Source organism: Pseudarthrobacter raffinosi (assembly GCF_023913835.1).
GTDB classification, from domain to species: domain Bacteria; phylum Actinomycetota; class Actinomycetes; order Actinomycetales; family Micrococcaceae; genus Arthrobacter; species Arthrobacter raffinosi.
On the sequence record NZ_JAMXBG010000003.1, the window covers coordinates 66,201 to 83,788 of the forward strand.

The 17,588-nt window shown below is 66.2% G+C and carries 19 protein-coding genes; 5 read left to right on the forward strand and 14 right to left on the reverse strand.

Translation table 11 applies throughout. The features are described 5' to 3' along the window. Window positions 1-3: 3 nt before the first annotated feature. Window positions 4-312 (reverse strand): hypothetical protein, encoded by a 309-nt coding sequence (locus NG697_RS03905; protein ID WP_374209890.1) that lies wholly within the window; start codon window positions 310-312, stop codon window positions 4-6. A 226-nt stretch (window positions 313-538) separates the two neighbouring features. On the opposite strand from NG697_RS03905, the gene NG697_RS03910 reads away from it, so the two are divergent. Then, on the forward strand, window positions 539-1,774 hold the full coding sequence (locus NG697_RS03910; RefSeq protein ID WP_252611191.1) for a heparan-alpha-glucosaminide N-acetyltransferase domain-containing protein: 1,236 nt from the start codon (window positions 539-541) through the stop codon (window positions 1,772-1,774). Between the two features lie 59 nt (window positions 1,775-1,833). On the opposite strand, the gene NG697_RS03915 is transcribed toward NG697_RS03910, so the two are convergent. From NG697_RS03915 to NG697_RS03945, 7 genes are all read right to left on the reverse strand, one after another. After that, window positions 1,834-2,313, reverse strand: a complete 480-nt coding sequence (locus NG697_RS03915) for a hypothetical protein (RefSeq protein WP_058929479.1) — start codon at window positions 2,311-2,313, stop codon at window positions 1,834-1,836. Window positions 2,314-2,316: 3 nt separating this feature from the next. Then, window positions 2,317-3,087, reverse strand: coding sequence for a 4-hydroxy-tetrahydrodipicolinate reductase (dapB, locus tag NG697_RS03920; protein ID WP_252600041.1), 771 nt, complete (start codon window positions 3,085-3,087; stop codon window positions 2,317-2,319). 94 nt (window positions 3,088-3,181) lie between these two features. Next, window positions 3,182-3,643 (reverse strand): molybdenum cofactor biosynthesis protein MoaE, encoded by a 462-nt coding sequence (locus NG697_RS03925; RefSeq protein ID WP_252600040.1) that lies wholly within the window; start codon window positions 3,641-3,643, stop codon window positions 3,182-3,184. Continuing rightward, window positions 3,633-4,202 (reverse strand): MogA/MoaB family molybdenum cofactor biosynthesis protein, encoded by a 570-nt coding sequence (locus NG697_RS03930; RefSeq protein WP_252613659.1) that lies wholly within the window; start codon window positions 4,200-4,202, stop codon window positions 3,633-3,635. Before NG697_RS03930 ends, NG697_RS03925 begins: the two co-directional genes overlap by 11 nt. Then, the gene (moaC, locus tag NG697_RS03935; protein ID WP_252600038.1) at window positions 4,199-4,693 is read right to left on the reverse strand and encodes a cyclic pyranopterin monophosphate synthase MoaC; all 495 of its coding nucleotides are present in this window, start codon (window positions 4,691-4,693) and stop codon (window positions 4,199-4,201) included. The genes NG697_RS03930 and moaC overlap by 4 nt, the downstream gene beginning before the upstream one ends. Beyond that, window positions 4,681-5,925 (reverse strand): molybdopterin molybdotransferase MoeA, encoded by a 1,245-nt coding sequence (locus NG697_RS03940; protein ID WP_308293049.1) that lies wholly within the window; start codon window positions 5,923-5,925, stop codon window positions 4,681-4,683. Before NG697_RS03940 ends, moaC begins: the two co-directional genes overlap by 13 nt. Window positions 5,926-5,948: 23 nt before the next feature. Next, window positions 5,949-7,505 carry a molybdopterin-dependent oxidoreductase gene (locus NG697_RS03945; RefSeq protein WP_252613714.1) on the reverse strand — a complete coding sequence of 519 codons (1,557 nt, stop codon included), beginning with the start codon at window positions 7,503-7,505 and terminating at the stop codon, window positions 5,949-5,951. A gap of 249 nt (window positions 7,506-7,754) precedes the next feature. Here NG697_RS03945 and moaA point away from each other — a divergent pair, with 249 nt between their 5' ends. From moaA to NG697_RS03960, 3 genes are all read left to right on the forward strand, one after another. Further along, window positions 7,755-8,957, forward strand: a complete 1,203-nt coding sequence (gene moaA / locus NG697_RS03950) for a GTP 3',8-cyclase MoaA (protein WP_252600037.1) — start codon at window positions 7,755-7,757, stop codon at window positions 8,955-8,957. Window positions 8,958-8,961: 4 nt separating this feature from the next. After that, window positions 8,962-9,228 (forward strand): MoaD/ThiS family protein, encoded by a 267-nt coding sequence (locus NG697_RS03955; protein WP_252611182.1) that lies wholly within the window; start codon window positions 8,962-8,964, stop codon window positions 9,226-9,228. A gap of 221 nt (window positions 9,229-9,449) precedes the next feature. Further along, window positions 9,450-10,997 carry an HNH endonuclease signature motif containing protein gene (locus tag NG697_RS03960; RefSeq protein ID WP_252613660.1) on the forward strand — a complete coding sequence of 516 codons (1,548 nt, stop codon included), beginning with the start codon at window positions 9,450-9,452 and terminating at the stop codon, window positions 10,995-10,997. Window positions 10,998-11,009: 12 nt separating this feature from the next. On the opposite strand, the gene NG697_RS03965 is transcribed toward NG697_RS03960, so the two are convergent. Together NG697_RS03965 and NG697_RS03970 are read right to left on the reverse strand one after the other, a co-directional pair. Further along, entirely contained in the window at window positions 11,010-11,516 is a 507-nt protein-coding gene (locus tag NG697_RS03965; protein ID WP_252613661.1) for a helix-turn-helix transcriptional regulator, read from the reverse strand. 41 nt (window positions 11,517-11,557) lie between these two features. Next, on the reverse strand, window positions 11,558-12,148 hold the full coding sequence (locus NG697_RS03970; protein WP_252613662.1) for a hypothetical protein: 591 nt from the start codon (window positions 12,146-12,148) through the stop codon (window positions 11,558-11,560). Window positions 12,149-12,355: 207 nt separating this feature from the next. On the opposite strand from NG697_RS03970, the gene NG697_RS03975 reads away from it, so the two are divergent. Then, a complete protein-coding gene (locus tag NG697_RS03975; RefSeq protein ID WP_252613663.1) occupies window positions 12,356-12,637 on the forward strand; it encodes a hypothetical protein in 282 nt (93 codons plus the stop codon). A gap of 56 nt (window positions 12,638-12,693) precedes the next feature. Here the strand turns inward: NG697_RS03975 and NG697_RS03980 are convergent, their stop codons facing one another. From NG697_RS03980 to rpsO, 4 genes are all read right to left on the reverse strand, one after another. Further along, window positions 12,694-13,155 (reverse strand): DUF1579 family protein, encoded by a 462-nt coding sequence (locus NG697_RS03980; RefSeq protein WP_252611174.1) that lies wholly within the window; start codon window positions 13,153-13,155, stop codon window positions 12,694-12,696. 31 nt (window positions 13,156-13,186) lie between these two features. Further along, window positions 13,187-14,530: a M16 family metallopeptidase gene (locus NG697_RS03985; RefSeq protein WP_252613664.1), complete on the reverse strand. Its 1,344-nt coding sequence runs from the start codon at window positions 14,528-14,530 to the stop codon at window positions 13,187-13,189. A 124-nt stretch (window positions 14,531-14,654) separates the two neighbouring features. Continuing rightward, the gene (locus NG697_RS03990) at window positions 14,655-16,907 is read right to left on the reverse strand and encodes a polyribonucleotide nucleotidyltransferase (RefSeq protein ID WP_252600052.1); all 2,253 of its coding nucleotides are present in this window, start codon (window positions 16,905-16,907) and stop codon (window positions 14,655-14,657) included. 249 nt (window positions 16,908-17,156) lie between these two features. Continuing rightward, window positions 17,157-17,426: a 30S ribosomal protein S15 gene (gene rpsO, locus NG697_RS03995; RefSeq protein WP_056348417.1), complete on the reverse strand. Its 270-nt coding sequence runs from the start codon at window positions 17,424-17,426 to the stop codon at window positions 17,157-17,159. Between the last annotated feature and the right edge of the window lie 162 nt (window positions 17,427-17,588).

A 17,588-nucleotide genomic window follows, 5' to 3' on the forward strand; every position in this document is an offset into this window, starting at 1 on the left:
CCTCTATCCTAGGGATGCGCGCCTGGCCGAGGGAACTACGCCATCCTGCGGCTTCCCTGGCTGGCAGTAACGGTCCACCGCAGCCTCCCGCAGCCCCTCAGCCCAGGCCGCGAGCCGCTGGGCCGCCCGGACGTAGTGGAACAGTTCCGTGGGCGTCAAGGCGTCGAGGTCAGTTTCGTCCAACCTGCGGGCCAGCTCTGCACCCGCCGGCTGGGCGGTGAGTGTGACGCCTTCGTCCTGCCACTGGATGTCCACAGGGGGCCGACCTGCCACGAGCTGGCGGAAGAGGAAGTCCACCACTCCCGGGCTCATCGCTTTCATCAGTCCAACAGGCTGTGCCGAGCCGGGGTACTGGCCGTCCCGAGCGGGGCGCACGGATCCGCCGGCGGTTGGGGATTCCGGGAAGGGTCGCGGCTGGGATGGGGTTTGCATGGTCTCCATATTATTCGAACGTATATTCGAATACAAGGTCTACAAGACCGTGTTTCCGGCTGGCTCTTGGCTGCTGCCATAAAGGTTGGTGTGAGAACATCGCCTCATGACGTCCCGTGCCCCGGCAAGACCCTCGCGGGTGCCTCGAACCTCACAGGCCGTGGGCCGCCTCCGCGGTATTGACGCAGCCAGGGGGCTGGCGCTCCTTGGCATGATGGCCACACATCTGCTCCCAACCTTCGAGGCAAACGCCGACCTCACTCCCACGTGGATCGGCCTGACCTTCTCCGGCCGCGCGGCAGCCCTCTTCGCCGTGTTGGCGGGCGTGGGCCTGGCGCTGTCCACCGGAAAACAGGTACCTCCGGAAGGTGTTGCCCTGAACGCAGCACGCCGCGGCATCGCACTGCGCGCCCTGGTGATTGCCGCCGTCGGGCTCTCATTGGGCGGGCTGGAAGTGAACCTTGCGATCATCCTGGTCCACTACGCCCTGCTTTTCCTGTGCATCCTGCCGTTCCTGGGCCTGAAGCTGAAGGCACTGTGCGTCTGGGCCGTTGGCTGGATCGTGGTTTCCCCGGTCCTCGCATATCTCCTCCGCCCCTGGCTTATGGCAGCCAATCCGCCCCTGAATCTGGGGCACAACCCGTCCTGGGAAGACCTCTCGACCCCGTTCCCTCTGCTGGGAGACCTGTTCCTGACCGGTTACTACCCGGTGTTCCAGTGGCTGTCGTACCTGCTGGTGGGCCTGGTCATTGGCCGGCTGGCCCTCACCAAGGCGATGGTTCCTGTCCTGCTGCTCGCCGGCGGGACTGCGGTGGCCGCACTGGCCAAGGCTTTGGGCACCGCCGCAATGGAGACCTGGGGCGGCCGGGCCGCGCTGGAGGCAGTCCTGAACGCCCCCGGATACCCGCTGGACAGTGTCCTCCAGGTCAACCTCACGGGAATCCGGCAGGAAGGATCGTGGTGGTGGCTGGCGGCCGCGGCACCGCATTCGGCCACCACGCTGGATCTGCTTCACACCTGCGGCGTGGCGGCCGCCGTTGTGGGTGCGTTCCTCCTGCTCGGCAGTCTGGCTGACTGGCTGGACCTGGACCTGTTGCTGCCGCTGCGCGGCGCGGGGGCAATGACGCTCACGCTCTACTCAGCGCATGTGTGGGTGGTTTCGGCGTTCTACCTGAAGCCGCTGCCCCCCGGCTGGACCGAGGCGGGGATGTACTGGGCACATGCCGCGACGGCCATCGCCGTGGGCATCGTGTTTGTCCTCCTGAAATGGCGGGGGCCACTGGAACTGGTGGGCCATGCCGCCAACCAACTGGGGCGCGGCGGACGAGCGGGCCTGCGCTAGCCCGCGCTAGCCCGGTTACAGCTAACCCGCCGCAGAGAGTAGTCGCGGAGAGCAGGCTCCTACGCCGGAACCTGGCCGCGGAACAGCTTCACGGCGTCGCGCATGGAGGCGCGGGCGCGCTTGCGGTCCCCGGCAGCGTCATAGGCGCAGCTGAGCCGGAACCACGAACGCCAGTCACCGGGCGCCGCCTCCGCCTCGGCCTTGTACTTTTCGAATTCCAGGTCCGCGGCCGAGCGGACGATCCGGCCGGCGGGTGTGCGCGGCAGTTCGTCTACCGGGAGCCCGCCTTCGGCCTCCAGGACCTTGGCCATCTGTTCCGTGCGCGCGCCGAACAGCAGTTCACGGATCATAGCCCAGGCGCCGATGGCCGGGAGGACCAGGTAGGCAGCCCCGATGGCCTTGGCGGCGGGGTTGCTGTCCAGCAGCAGGAGCACGGAGCGCTGGAAGGACACCACCAGGTAGAAGACCAGCAGGAGCGTTACGGCACCCACCCAGATCTTGGTGCGGTTCTTCCGGAACGCGGCCAGGAACTCGCCCACGGCCTAGAGCCCCAGGTCCAGGTAGCCGTCCAGGCCCACCGTCAGTCCCGGATGCGCGGCGACGTTGCGCACGCCAAGCAGCACTCCGGGCATAAAAGAAGCACGGTCGAAGGAGTCGTGGCGGAAGGTCAGCTGCTCCCCCGGACCTCCGAGGAGCACCTCCTGGTGGGCCACCAGCCCGCGCAGCCGGACGCTGTGAACGCGGACTCCCTCAACCTCGCAACCCCGCGCGCCCGCGAGTTCACTGGTGGTCGCGTCAGGACTGGGCGGAACGTCCGCAGCCTTGCGCTCGGCAGCAATGAGCTGGGCGGTGCGCACAGCGGTCCCGGATGGCGCGTCAACCTTTTCCGGGTGGTGCAGTTCGATGATTTCCACGGACTCAAAATACTTAGACGCCTTGGCGGCAAAGGCCGAGGCCAGCACGGAGCCTAGGGCAAAGTTGGGGGCGATCAGCACTCCGGTTTCCGGGTGCTCCGCGAGCAGTGCTTCCAGGGCGGCGAGCCACGTGGAATCCCAGCCGGTGGTCCCCACGACGGCGTGCATGCCATGCTCGACGGCGTAGCGCACGTTCGCTTCCGTGCTCTCGGGGACGGTGAGGTCCACTACGATGTCGGCACCCGAAGTGGCCAGCTGGTCCAGCGAGTCGCCGCGTCCCAGGGCGGCTACGAGCATCAGGTCGGAGGCAGCTTCAACGGCCTTTACGGCTTCGGCGCCCATGCGCCCGTTGGCGCCCAGGACAGCCACGCGGGTGGGCGCGGAGAGTTGTTCGGTCATGCCGTTAACCCTACCGTCGGGCCGGGTGCGGGATTGAACCGGAGGCTGTGCGTTACCTCGCAACCGCCGGAAGGCGGAGGGAAGCCCGTACGGCTCAGCTGCCCGCGCCGACCCACTCCACCGTGCCGTCGGCGAAGAACTGCTCCTTCCAGATGGGAACCTGCTCCTTGATGCGGTCCACCAGTTCGGAACACACGGCAAAAGCCTGTCCGCGGTGCGCAGCCGAGACCGCACAAACCAGCGCCGGATCACCGATGTTGAGCATCCCGATGCGGTGGGCAGCCCAGATCCGCACGGGCTGCGTGGCGGCCCCGTCGCCGGCATGTTCGGCGGCCAGCCGCGCGACGACGTCGGCCATTACCTGGTGAGCCGTGGGGTGCGCACTGTAACTGAGCCGCTCCACTGCCTTGCCGCCGTCGTGATTCCGCACTACGCCGCTGAAACTGACCACGGCCCCTGCGGTGTCAGACTCCACCGCAGCGATCGCCTGATCGACGGAGATGGGTTCGGCGCTCAGCACGGCGTGGACCACTTCGAAAACCGGTTCAGTGGCCATGGCCGCCCTCCAGCTGGTCGCACAGGTGCCCGATCAACGGGTCCAGCACCGACAGGCCGTCCATAACGCCCTTGGGTGAGCCGGGCAGGTTAATGATGAACGTCTGCCCGGCAGCTCCCGCATGGCCGCGGCTGAGGGCCGCCAGCGGCGTTTTGGTTGCGCCTTCGCGCCGGATGGCCTCCATGATGCCCGGGATTTCACGGTCCAGAAGGGGCAGGGTGACGTCGGGTGTGCGGTCGTCCGGGCTGAGCCCTGTACCGCCGCTGGTGATCACGACGGCGGGATGCTGGGTGAGGAGGGCCCGGATCGCCGCACCGACGGGCGCGCCGTCCGGCACCACCATGGCGGGGTACGCCTCGAAGCCGTGCTCGGTGAGCCAGTCGATGATGACGGGCCCGGTTTCGTCCTCATAGATGCCTGCGGCGGCCCGGGTGGACGCAATGACAACCCCGGCCTTCCGGCCCTGCACCTCGCCGTGAGTGTGCGGCTCCGGCAGGTGGGGTTGGTGAGTGTGCGGCTCTGTGTTTGGCTCAGCCGGGTAAGTGCTCTCGGTGCTCATAGTGTCCAGTCCCCGCTCTTGCCGCCGCTTTTCGCCAGCACTTTGATGTCGGTCAGCACGGCGTGCTTGTCGACGGCCTTGATCATGTCGTACACGCTGAGGGCAGCCACGGAGGCCGCCGTCAGCGCTTCCATCTCAACCCCGGTGACCCCGCGGGTCTTGACCGTGGCCAGAATCTCCACGGAATCGGTTCCGAGCTCGAAGTCCACAGTGACTTTCGAGAGCGGCAAAGGATGGCAGAGCGGGATGAGTTCGGGGGTCTTTTTTGCCGCCATGATGCCGGCAACCCGCGCCACGGCCAGGGCATCACCCTTGGGCAGGCCGCCGGATCCGAGCAGGCCCAGCACTTCGTCAGTGGTGCGGACGGTGGCAGTGGCGGTGGCTTCCCGCGTGGTTTCGGATTTGCCTGACACGTCCACCATCTGGGCGCTTCCGTCCTGGCGCAGGTGGGTCAGCGCGGACGGGCTATGTTCTGGATTCACAGCATCCATACTTCCACCTCGTCACCTTCGGCGAGCGCCGAGACCCCAACGGGTACGTGCACCAGCGCGTTGGAGCCGGCGAGGGCATGCATGAGGTGGGAGCTTTCGCCCCCTTCCAGGCGGACGGCTCCGTCCCCCTGAAGGGTTCCGCGCCGGACCTGGTGCTTGTGTTCAGGCGACGAAAGGCTGTGGCCCAGCCGTGCGCGGACCGGAATCCGCGGTGCCGGCGATCCAAACAGTTCAGCCAGCACAGGCCGCAGGAACATTTCGAAGGAAACCAGGCAGCTAACAGGGTTTCCCGGGAATCCGAGGAAAGGCAAACCGTCGAACGTCCCGATGCCCTGCGGGCCGCCGGGCTGCATGGCCACATGCAGGAACTCGGTGGCCTGGCCCTCCATGGCCTGGCGGACCACTTCGTAGGCTCCTTTGCTGACGCCGCCCGTGGTAACGATCAGGTCCACCGTGCCGGCATGGCTGCGCAGGAGTGCCCGGAATTCGTCAGGGTGGTCCGAGGCAATGGCCGTGCGCACCACGGCCAGGCCCGCTTGCCGCATGGCGCTTTCGAGGAGGGTTCCGTTGGAATCGTAGATCTTGCCGGCCGGCAGGGGCTGGCCGGGTTCCACCACTTCGTCGCCCGTGGTGGCCAGCAGGACGGTCACCGGCCTGTGCACAGTAACTTCGGCGATCCCCAGGGCCGCCAGCAGCCCCAGCTGCGCCGGGCCAAGGAAGGTACCCGAGGCCAGCGCCCGCTCCCCCTCCGCAATATCGCTGCCGGCCGACCGCACGAAGGTGCCGGCCGCCGTCGCCGGCAGCCACACAGTGGTTGTTTCCCCCGGGGCGGGGAACCGGTCCGGAACGGCACGTTCCACGGGCACGACGGCGTCAGCACCGGCGGGAATCATGGCTCCCGTCATGATGGGGGCGGCAGTGCCGCGGTCCAGGGCCGCCGGCACGGCACCTGCCGGAACGGGGACACCCACAGGCAGCTCCGCACCGCCGTCGGGCACGTCCAGGCTGTTGACGGCAAAGCCGTCCATTTGGGAGTTGGCGAACGGCGGAAGGTTCAGGGCGGCCATCACGTCCTGGGCCAGGCCCTTGCCCAGCGCGTCGCGAAGTGCCAGCGTTTCCGTCCGTTCCTGGGCCAGCAGGGGCGCCAGCAGTTCGGTGACGGCGGCGCGGTGCAGGGCGACGGACCGTGCCTGGTGGTGCATGTGGCCGCGCTGGTGCGGAGGGCTGTGCATGGTCTTGCCTTCGGTCCGGGCGGTCATGGATTCACGTCAACTCTAATGGTGTGGAAGCCTGTGGCACCGTCGGGAGCAACCGGCCGGCGGTCCTCCACCTGCGGCTCGCCGTTGAGGTCTGTGGCGCGGACCTGGACCTCGTACTGGCCCGGAGCCAGGTCGATGCCCAGCTGCCACTGGTACCAGGTGTCCAGCGAAATCCCGGGCGCGAGGCGGGCCGCCTGCCACGGACCGCGGTTGACCCGGAGCTCCACTTTGCCGACCCCGGTGTGCTGGGCCCAGGCCACGCCGCCAAACATGACCGTTCCAGCACCCACCCGCCGGCCGGTGCGCGGAACGTCGATCCGCGAGGACGTTTTGATGGGGCCGCGGTCGGACCAGCCGCGCGGCGTCCAATAGCCGACGTCGTCCGCGAACCTGGTGAGACGGAGTTCCGTGAGCCATTTGGTCGCGGAAACGTAGCCGTAGAGGCCCGGCACGATCAACCGGACCGGGAAGCCGTGTTCCAGCGGCAACGGTTCGCCGTTCATCCCCACCGCAAGCAGGGCGTCCCGCTGATCAGTGAGGACCTCCAGCGGTGTGCCCGCCGTCCAGCCGTCGGAGCTCCGGGACAGCACCATGTCGGCGCCGGACTGCGGCCGGGCAAGGGCCAGGAGTTCCCGCACCGGCCAGCCGAGCCAGCGGGCATTGCCGATCAGGTCCCCGCCCACTTCGTTGGAGACGCAGGCGATGGTCACATGACGTTCGATCAGCGGCTTGGCCAGCAGATCGGCCAGGTTCAGCTCAATCTCCTGTTCCACCATCCCCGTGACGCGGAGTACCCAAGATTCAGGGTCGAGGGACGGGACGATCAGGGCGGTGTCAATCCGGTAGAAGTCCCGGTTCGGTGTAACCAGCGGCTGCATCCCGTCCAGGCCGACCTCGGCGCCGGCCGGGATGGCGGGCGCTCCGGAGACTGCGGCAGGCAGTTGCAGCATCTCGCGGGCAGTACTGATGCCGGAGGCTGCACCTCGCCAGACCGCGGCCACAACCCCGCCAACGGCGGTGGCCCCCGCGCTCGCAGCCAAGACCTGCAGGAACGTGCGCCGCCCGGCGGTTGCTGCTGTCCCCGCGGGAACTTGCGCCGTCGCGGCGTTTGTCCCGGCTGCTGTCCCCGCTGCACCTGTTCCAGCTGCGCCGGCCGGGTGCCCTTCGTGGAGCCGCCGGATCAGCCATCCCAGCTGCAGGGCACCGGACAGGGCTGCGGCCAGTGCCACTACAGCCGCGGCCGGGGTCATCTGGGCACGCGTGAGGACCGCACTGAGCCCGACGAGCCCAAAAACAGCAATCACCGCCCCACCGGCAAACCGCCTGCGCTGCTCCAGGATCCCTGCCAATGCCCCGACGGCCGCGATAACCAGCAGCATCCCGCCCACGAACACCGCTTTGTCGGCGGTGCCGAAAAGCGAGATGGCCCAGTCCTTCACACCCGGCGGAACAGCGTCGATCACGGCTCCGCCGACTGCCGTCAAGGGCGAGAGGGACGGACTGAACAGACCTGCCAGCAGCTCCCCTATTACGACGGCGGCGCCGGCGGCCACGGCTCCCGACGCGGCGGCCCAGCGACGGCTGCCTCGAGCGGCACCGTCGGTTCCCGAGCGCCCTGGAGAGGTGGCGCCGTCGTCGGCCGTTTCCTGCAGGGGCTGGGAGCTGTTCACCTCTCCAGCATAGGTTCGCCGGGCCCCGGCGGCGCGGGACTTCGCCACCGTTCGGAGGGACTTCCGGCGATGGAGCGGATCCCGGGCGTCATGGGCGTGATCCCGGGGGTAAACGTGGCGTAGCCTGAATTCATGAGTGTTCAGCTAGGCATGCCACAACCCCGGGAGGATGCAGGGCCGGGGCTGCCGCCTGCCCGGCCGGCCGGCACGGCGCCGGGACTGCTGGACCAGTACGGCCGCCGGGCCACGGACATGAGGCTGTCGCTGACGGACAAATGCAATCTGCGCTGCACCTACTGCATGCCGGCCGAGGGGCTTGAATGGCTTTCCAAGCAGGCCGTGATGTCCGCCGAGGAGATCGTGCGGATTGTCCGGATCGGCGTGGAGCTGCTCGGTGTTCGCGAACTGCGTCTGACGGGCGGGGAGCCACTGGTCAGGGCGGACCTGATTGACATCATTGCGGCCCTGCGCAGCAACCATCCGGAACTGCCCATCTCCATGACCACCAACGGCGTGGGCCTGGACAAGAAGGCCGCCACGCTCAAGGCTGCGGGCCTGACCCGCATCAACGTCTCACTGGATTCGCTGCACGAAGAAACCTTCACCAAGCTGACCCGGCGCCCCTTCCTGGACCGTGTCCTGGCCGGCGTCGATGCCGCCTGGGCCGCGGGACTGGGCCCCGTCAAACTCAACGCCGTCCTGATGCGGGGCATCAACGACACCGAGTCGCCGTCCCTGCTCGCCTGGGCGCTGGACCGCGGCTACGAACTGCGCTTCATCGAGCAGATGCCGCTCGACGCAGACCACGGCTGGACCCGCCGGAACATGATCACCGCGGCCGAGATTCGCACTCTGCTCTCGCGCGACTTTGTGTTGAGTCCCGATCCCCGCGCCCGCGATGGAGCCCCCGCGGAACGCTTTGAAGTACGACGCCGGGCAGCCGGGACCGCGGGGCCGGATAGTCCCGTGCTGGGTACCGAGGGACTAGTGTCTGCCGCTAACGTGCATCGGCCGGAAGGCGTGGAGGCGGCGCCGGAAGCCCAAGGGCCGGTGCTCGGCACCGTGGGCATCATCGCGTCCGTCACGGAGCCGTTCTGCTCCGACTGCCGTCGCACACGGATCACCGCCGAGGGCAAGATCATGAGCTGTCTGTTCTCCCGTGAGGAGTTTGATCTCTTGGGTCTTCTGCGGGACGGCGCCGGTGATCAGGCCCTGGCCGAACGCTGGCAGGATGCCATGTGGGTCAAGCCAAAGGCCCACGGCATGGACCACACAGGTCTCGGCGCGGCGGACTTTGTCCAGCCGGACCGCAGCATGAGCGCCATCGGAGGCTGAATTCTTGAACGTACGTTACTTCGCTGCCGCACGCGCTGCCGCTGGGGTCGAAGAAGAGCTCTTCGATCTCGCGCCGGGGGCCACAGTGGCCGACCTGCTGCTGGCAGTCCTGGCTGTGGACCGCGCCGAGCCCGCTGCCGGCACTCCTCCCCTGCAACGTATCCTGTCCCGGAGCAGTTTCCTGCTCAACGAGGTGGCCGTCCGGGACCGCACGACTGTGTTAAATCCGGGCGATGTGGTCGACGTGCTGCCTCCGTTCGCCGGCGGGTAGGACACCTTGCAGACGGCGCGAGGGGACACTTGAGGCCCCGGATCTTGGCGCGAACGAACATTTGAGGCCCCGCGTCCTTGGTGCGAACGGACAGTTGAGGCCCCTGCAACGACACCTTGAAACCGCCCACGGATGCAGGCACTTACAGTTGCTTCGCGGAGTTATGCACATAGCCGTTCAGGCTGGCCGTTATTGTCAGACCCTCGCGGGATGATTTGAGTATGGATAGCAGAGCAGCTGTGGCGACGGCGGAGTCCCTTTCGGCATCCTTCGCTGAGCTGGCTGTGGTGCTCCGGGACGGGACTGATTCCGGCTGTTCCGGGGACGCTGATCCTATGCGTCGGAGAGCAGATGAATTCCTGGACGGGCTGGCCGAGATCTCACGGCTGGACGCGAAAAGTGCCGCACTGAAGGCCTGGCTGGCTGCCAGTTACACCGCCGCCGCCGAGGCTCTGGCGGGCCCTGCAACGTCGCCCGAGGACCATACCGGGCAGGAGATGGCCGTGGTCGCGGAGGTCGCGTGTGCCCTGACGGTCAGTGAACGCGCTGCCGGGGCCCTCCTCGCCGAAGCCCACGCCCTGACCACGGCCCTGCCGCTGACATTCTCCGCGCTGCAGGCAGGGACGATCTCGTGGCAGCACGCCCGGATCATGGTCGACGAAACCACCAACCTCGACAGGCCGGGCGCGGCGGCGTTGGAGGCACATTTCCTGGACCCTCACGTGGTGAATCCGGCACGTGGCCCGGCCGGTGAGCTCATCCCCGGAAGGTTCCGGCACAAGGCCCGCACCTGGCGGGAACGCCACCACCCGGTCAGCATCGAAAAACGCCATATCAAGAGCGCAGCCGACCGAGGCCTGGAATATGCCCCGGACCGCGACGGGATGGCCTGGCTCTCCGCCTACCTCCCTGCGGACACCGCCGCGGGGATCTGGAACCGCACCACCACAGTGGCCAGGGCGTTGCAGGGGCCTCATGAGGACCGGAACCTCAGCCAGCTCCGAGCAGACATCGCCGCCACCTGGCTTCTGACCAACAACAGTGCAGGCAGCGGAACCGGTGATGAGGGTAGGGAAAAGAGCGGCGGCGCGACCGGCGAAACGAGCCACGAAGAGACCGGGGGCATCGCCGTGGGCGGCGGTGTTCCATCCCCGCGGGCGCAGGTGTTGATCACGGTCCCGGTCATGGCGCTGCTGGGCCAGACCGACGAACCCGCCATGCTCGACGGATACGGGCCGATCCCGCCATCCATGGCCCGCCACCTGATCGCCGACGGTGCCGAATCCTTCCACCGCGTCCTGATCGATCCCCGCGACGGAGCACCCCTGGAAATCGGCAGAACCAGCTACCGGCTCACCAAAGCCCAACGCCAATGGCTACGACTACGGGACGGGAAATGCCCGTTCCCAGGCTGCAGCAACCAGTCCCTCGACAACGAAGCGGACCACCTCCTCGCCTGGGCCCACGGCGGCACCACCGGCATCCCAAATCTCGGCCAACCCTGCCACAAACACCACAGACTCCGCCACATCACCGGTTGGAAACCCACCACCGCCACCAAGAATGAACCACCCGGCTGGATATCACCGTCCGGACGGCACTACCAAAGCGAACACCCCGACTGGGAACCACCCCACTGGCCAGCCAACATCCCCATGCCCGGCGCCGGCACCAGCACCGGTTCGGTCTTGGACGCGGACCTGGACTTGGAACTCGACCTGGACCTGGACCTGGACCTGGACCTGGGCATACCACCGGCACGGAGCTGAACTGCGTTTCGGTTACTGGGCCGCTCCCATCGCCAGGGCCAACAACGTCGCGCGGCTATGGACGCCGCATGTCTCGAAAATCTGCTTGAACTGATCCTGGACGGTATGGGCCCCGATCCCCAAGGCGTCAGCCATGGCGTTGGTGTCGGCGCCGCTGGCGGCAAGCTCAAACAATTCCCGCTGGCGCGTTGTCAGCCCGAAGCTCCGGGCGAACATATCAAGCCTCGCCGCCGGAGGGCAGGCCTGGATGGTGACGGCCAATGGCGGAATGGCCGCCGTGCCGGTAGAGTCCATCCGGCTGGCCTGGAGGAGGGCCCACTGGCCTGACCCGATGTGCACACGGGCGGACGCAGGATGACGATCCACGCCCGCCTCACGCGCCAGCAGCTGGGCAGCGACGTTGAGGACCTCGGCCGGTACGCGTTGAAAGGGACGCGGGCCGGCCTGGAGCAGTCCAAGCCACTCCTCCACCGAAGCCGTTCCACCCACCACCGCCATATCCGCATCCAGAGTCAGCACAGCCTGCTGAGGCAGTCCGGCCCAGGACGTTCGCCGACGGCTTACGCCCGCGTACGGACCACCTCGTGTCCTACGGGGTCGCGTCCGCCAGGCACCTCCAGGAGAAATTGCCGGGCTATCGAACGACGAAGGGCGGGCATGACCTCACGCGTCACGGCAGCGACGTATCCCACTTCGTCGGCGGTAAAGGGATTTTCCTTCGCCGTTCGCCAGAGGTCAATCCAACCCCAGCAACCGTGCTTGTCCGCCAGCACTGCGAACAGGACATCGGTCACTCCGTAGCGCTTCATCAGGCCATCCCATACCAGGCTCCGTGATGGATTGCCGGCAGTTTCGCGCAGCAGCGTCGTGACCGGCGACGGGCTGATCGCCAACTGCGTCCACCGACCTGCCTGCGTCAGATACTTGAGCCTGATCAGCAACGGCAGTTCGTCCGGGCACGGAATCCGGGCCATGGGCGACATGCCCGTCGCCGTCAGCGGATCTGAGAGCGGCCACACGAAAGCACTGAACGGAAGCACCCGGCCCAACTCAGCGAGCACGGCAGTGCGTAACGAGTGGTGATCCGGGGCGGAGTCGCCGATGAGCCGGATCCGTTCAAAGCTCCTGTTCCAGGGCCTGCCGGGGGTCATTCCCCCAGTATGCCCTCTGTGGACAGCGCCGGGTTTTCTACCAAGACCCCAGATTTCTGGGATACCGGCCACATCGGCCGGCAGTTAACGTGACAGTACGCGACGCAGCGGAACCGTGCGGCTGTCCCAGGACAGGAGCCATGGGTTGGACAGCACGGAGGCAAATAAGTGCGATCAACTAACACGATGAGCTAAGGAGAATTAGCAATGTACACACTGCAAATCGAACATGGCATTAAGGACTTTGGCATGTGGAAAGAAGCCTTCGACCGGGATCCAGTGGACCGCGCGGCCTCCGGAGTCGTCGGCCACCGGATTTCCCAGCCTGTGGATGATTCCCACTACGTGGTGGTGGAACTCGATTTCAACGAACCCGGCCAGGCTGAGCAATTGCCGGCGAACCTGAAAAGTAGGGTGTGGAATTCGTCTTCCGCAGCGCCAGCCTTGAACGGCGCTCCGCGGACAAGGATTCTGGAATCAGCCGGCTGACGGTCGGAATTCTGCAGGGGCCCCAAGTGTCCGTTCGCGCAGGGGTCGGGATGGGGTCAGACGCGGCGGCACTCGGAGTTCATGAACGGGACAAAGGCCTGGCCGTCGCCGAGGCGCAACTCGGCGGTGTGGATCAGCACGTCGTTGTCCACCCGGAAAGTATGGCGGGCAGTCCCCCGGTCACTGTGGCGCTCGACGCGCAGCACACCGTCCACCCACGTGCAGCGGGCCGGGGCTCCCGGCGGTAGGCCCATGCTGTCCACGTGGTACCAGAGGATGTCGTTGTGGTCACGGTCGACAGTAAAAACGCCGTGGCCTTCAAAGTGCGTGCCATCAGCTTCGGTGTGTCTGTAACTTTGCACGACTGCGTAGCCCCCGGCAGCCCTGGTGTAACTGATTTCCGCCGAGGCCGTGCGCTTGGGCCCCCAGGCCGACGCGTCCAGCCAGGTGGTGCCGCGCCAATGGCCCAGGAAGTTCTCCAGGACGGCGTGCACCGTGCCCGGCTGCGGAAAGTTCATAGGTTCATTATGGCGGGCGCAAGCCTGCCCGTCAGAGACCGAAGGTTTCGGTCTCCTCGAACGGGCCCACCACGGTGACAGTCCGCGGGGCGGCCGCCAGTTCCCTGGCAAGCTCCTGGACCTCCTGCGCAGTGACCGCCTTGATCTGGCGCAGGGTCTCGTCGATGTCCTGGTATTCACCGGACACGAGTTCAGCACGGCCCAGGCGGGACATGCGGGAACCCGTGTCCTCCAGTGCCAGGACAATTCCACCGCAGAGCTGGCCCACGGCCTTGCGCAGTTCGTCGTCGGAGATCCCGCCTTCGGCAAGCTTGTCCAGCTCCAGCCCCAGCAGGTCCAGTACCTGGCGGACCTTGGACGGAGTGCACCCTGCGTACATCCCGAAGTAGCCTGCATCCGCGTAGGAGGAGGCAAAGGAGTACGTGGAGTACACCAGGCCACGCTTCTCGCGGATCTCCTGGAACAGCCGCGAGGACATCCCGCCGCCCAGGACGGCGTTGAGGACGCTCATGACGTAGCGGCGTTCATCGGTGGCCACAATCGTCGGGCAGCCCATGATGATATTCGCCTGTTCCACCGCACGCTTGACCACATGCAGCCCGGCTGTGCCGGTGATGTCCGCCCGCTCGGTGGAGCGGCGATCCACCGGAGCGGCATCCGGCTCAAGTGACCACCCGGCAGTGTGGAGGGCGTCCACCACAAGGCTGCAGACGACGTCGTGCTCCAAGCCCCCGGCGGCGGTGATGACCAGCTCATCCGGGCGGTAGTAACGGCGGTAGTGCTCCCAGACGGACTCGCGGGCGACGGCGCGGATCGCGGCGGGCGTGCCGCCGATAGGGCGGCCCAGCGGGTGGGTGCCCAGGACGGCAGCCACAAAGTTTTCATGTGCAACGTCCGTGGGGTCGTCGCTGTCCATGGCGATTTCCTCCAGGATGACGTCGCGCTCCTGCTCCATCTCGGCCGGATCCAGGACGGCACCGGTGATCATGTCGGCAATGACCTCGATGGCCATGGGCAGGTCCGTGTCCAGCACGCGCGCGAAATAGCACGTGCTCTCCTTGGCCGTGGCTGCGTTGGACTCCCCGCCCACCTCGTCAAAGGCCGAGGCGATCTCCAGGGCAGTGCGGCGTTTGGTCCCCTTGAACAGCAGGTGCTCCAGGAAGTGCGTGGAGCCGTGCTGGCCCGGGGCTTCATCGCGTGACCCGACGCCCACCCAGAAACCGATGGTCGCCGAACGCTGGCCCGGCATCGCTTCGGTGAGCACCCGAACGCCGCCCGGCAGCACCGAACGCCGGACAACGGAGCCGCCGTCGGAGCCGTGGACCAGGGTGTCGCCGGGCTGGTTCTGCTCAAGCGGCAGGGGTACAACAGTCATTGAAGCCTTTCAGGAGCGGCAGCCGGATCTGGCTGCCATCGTAACAGCGGCGGGGCCGGTGGATCATCCACCGGCCCCGCCGATTCATGCTGTGTGGAGGAGGATGCTCCTCCACGTCAGTGGACTACTCCGCTTCGACAGCGCTCTCTGCGGCGGAAGCGTCAACGCTCTCGGCGCCTTCTTCTTCAGCCACTACGGGGGACAGCGACAGCTTTCCACGGTCATCGATCTTGGTGATTTCCACCTGGATCTTCTGGCCGACGGAAACCACGTCATCAACGTTGTCCACGCGCTTGCCGTTGGCCAGCTTGCGCAGCTCGGAGATGTGCAGCAGGCCGTCCTTGCCCGGAGTCAGCGAAATGAAGGCACCGAAGGTGGTGGTCTTGACGACCGTACCCAGGTAGCGCTCGCCGATTTCCGGGATCTGCGGGTTGGCAATGGCGTTGATGGCGGAGCGTGCTGCGTCAGCAGACGGACCGTTGGTGGCGCCAATGTAGACCGTGCCGTCGTCCTCGATGGAGATGTCGGCGCCGGTGTCTTCCTGGATCTGGTTGATCATCTTGCCCTTGGGCCCAATGACCTCGCCGATCTTGTCAACCGGGATCTTGACCGCGATGACGCGCGGCGCGAACTCGGAGAGCTCATCCGGGGTGTCGATCGCGGAGTTCAGGACGTCCAGGATGTGCAGTCGGGCTTCGCGGGCCTGCTTCAGCGCTGCTGCCAGCACGGAAGCGGGGATGCCGTCGAGCTTCGTGTCCAGCTGGATGGCCGTAACGAATTCGGCGGTGCCGGCAACCTTGAAGTCCATGTCGCCGAAAGCATCTTCGGCGCCGAGGATATCGGTCAGGGCTGCGTAGCGGGTCTGGCCGTCAACCTGGTCGGAGACCAGGCCCATGGCGATACCTGCAACAGCTGCCTTCAGCGGCACACCTGCATTGAGCAGGGACAGCGTCGAAGCGCAGACGGAACCCATCGACGTCGAACCGTTGGAGCTGAGAGCCTCAGACACCTGGCGGATCGCGTAGGGGAATTCCTCGCGGGACGGCAGCACCGGCATAATGGCGCGCTCGGCGAGGGCGCCGTGTCCGATTTCGCGGCGCTTGGGCGAACCCACGCGGCCGGTCTCGCCGGTGGAGTACGGCGGGAAGTTGTAGTTGTGCATGTAGCGCTTGCGCGTGACGGGCGACAGCGAATCGATCTGCTGTTCCATCTTGAGCATGTTCAGCGTGGTGACACCCATGATCTGGGTTTCGCCGCGCTCGAAGATTGCCGAGCCGTGCACGCGGGGCAGAACCTCAACCTCGGCGGTGAGCTGGCGGATGTCCGTCAGGCCACGGCCGTCGATGCGGATCTGGTCCTTGAGGATACGCTGGCGCACAACCTGCTTGGTAACCGAGCGGAATGCTGCGGACAGCTCCTTGTCGCGGCCTTCGAACTGGCCGGCCAGGGAAGAAGTGACTTCGTCCTTGAGCGAATCCGTTGCAGCATCGCGTTCCTGCTTGTCAGCGATCTGGAAGATAGCGGCCAGCTTCTCAGCGGCAGCGGACTCAACAGCGGCGTAGACGTCATCCTGGTAGTCCAGGAAGACCGGGAACTCAACGGTGGGCTTGGCAGCGCGTGCAGCCAGGTCCGCCTGGGCGTCGCAGAGTGCCTTGATGAACGGCTTGGCAGCCTCGAGGCCCTCGGAGACAACCTCTTCGGTGGGAGCGGTGGCGCCCTGTTCCTTGATGAGGTTCCAGGAATTGTCGGTTGCTTCGGCTTCGACCATCATGATGGCGACGTCGTCACCGGCAACACGGCCGGCTACAACCATGTTGAACACAGAGTTCTCGAGCTGGGAGTGCTTGGGGAAAGCAACCCACTGTGAACCGTGCTCGTCAGCGACGAGGGCAACGCGGACGCCGCCGATCGGGCCGGAGAACGGCAGGCCCGAGAGCTGGGTGGACATGGAGGAGGCGTTGATGGCCACCACGTCGTAGAGCTCGTCGGGGTTGATGGCCAGGACGGTCACCACGATCTGGACCTCGTTGCGCAGGCCCTTGACGAAGGCCGGACGCAGCGGGCGGTCCATGAGGCGGCAGGCCAGGATGGCCTCGGTGGACGGGCGGCCTTCGCGGCGGAAGAACGAGCCCGGGATACGGCCGGCGGCGTACATGCGCTCTTCAACGTCAACCGTCAGCGGGAAGAAGTCGAAGCCTTCACGCGGGTGCTTGCCGGCGGTGGTGGCGGACAGCAGTGCGGTGTCTTCGTCGATGTACACCATGGCTGCGCCGGCTGCCTGCTTGGCAAGACGGCCGGTTTCAAAGCGGATTACACGCTTGCCAAAGCGGCCATTGTCAATGACTGCTTCTGAGAACTGGATTTCGGGACCCTCCAAGAGAGTCACCTCCGTTTCTTGTTTCACGGAGTCCAGCCGCATCAACCCAGGCCAGCATCTGTCTACTGGCCTGCACTGCACCCGGTCATCGATCGAGATCCACGGGCCGGGGGCTTCATTCTTCGAAGCCGTTCCCGGGGATCACTACCGAGGACCGCGAATGCGTGATGCGGTTGATCCTCCTGTTTAGTTTTTCTTCTGAAGAAGGCGGCCCTTTCCGTCACGGAAGGGGCCGCCCCTTAAAGCTGACTAGCGGCGCAGGCCGAGACGCTCGATGAGCGCACGGTAGCGGGTGATGTCAGTGTTCTTGAGGTAGGTGAGCATACGCTTGCGACGACCAACCATGGCCAGCAGACCGCGCTGGGTGTGGTAATCGTGCTTGTGCACCTTCATGTGCTCAGTCAGATCCTTGATCCGCTGAGTCAGGACTGCAACCTGGACCTCCGGTGAACCGGTGTCGCCCTCGGACGTTGCGAAATCCTGGATGATGGACTGCTTTACAGCGGCGTCAAGTGCCACAATAACTCCTATAGATGTGCCGTGAGGCCCGATTCAGTACTTCACTGCCGGGTCTGCCCGCGCAGGAATCCCCCGGAAACCAGGGAATTTCCACACATGGCAGGAACCAGCCGCCACGGACTGCAGCCGGATCCATCTGCTAGTTTACCGGCCCCGCCGCAA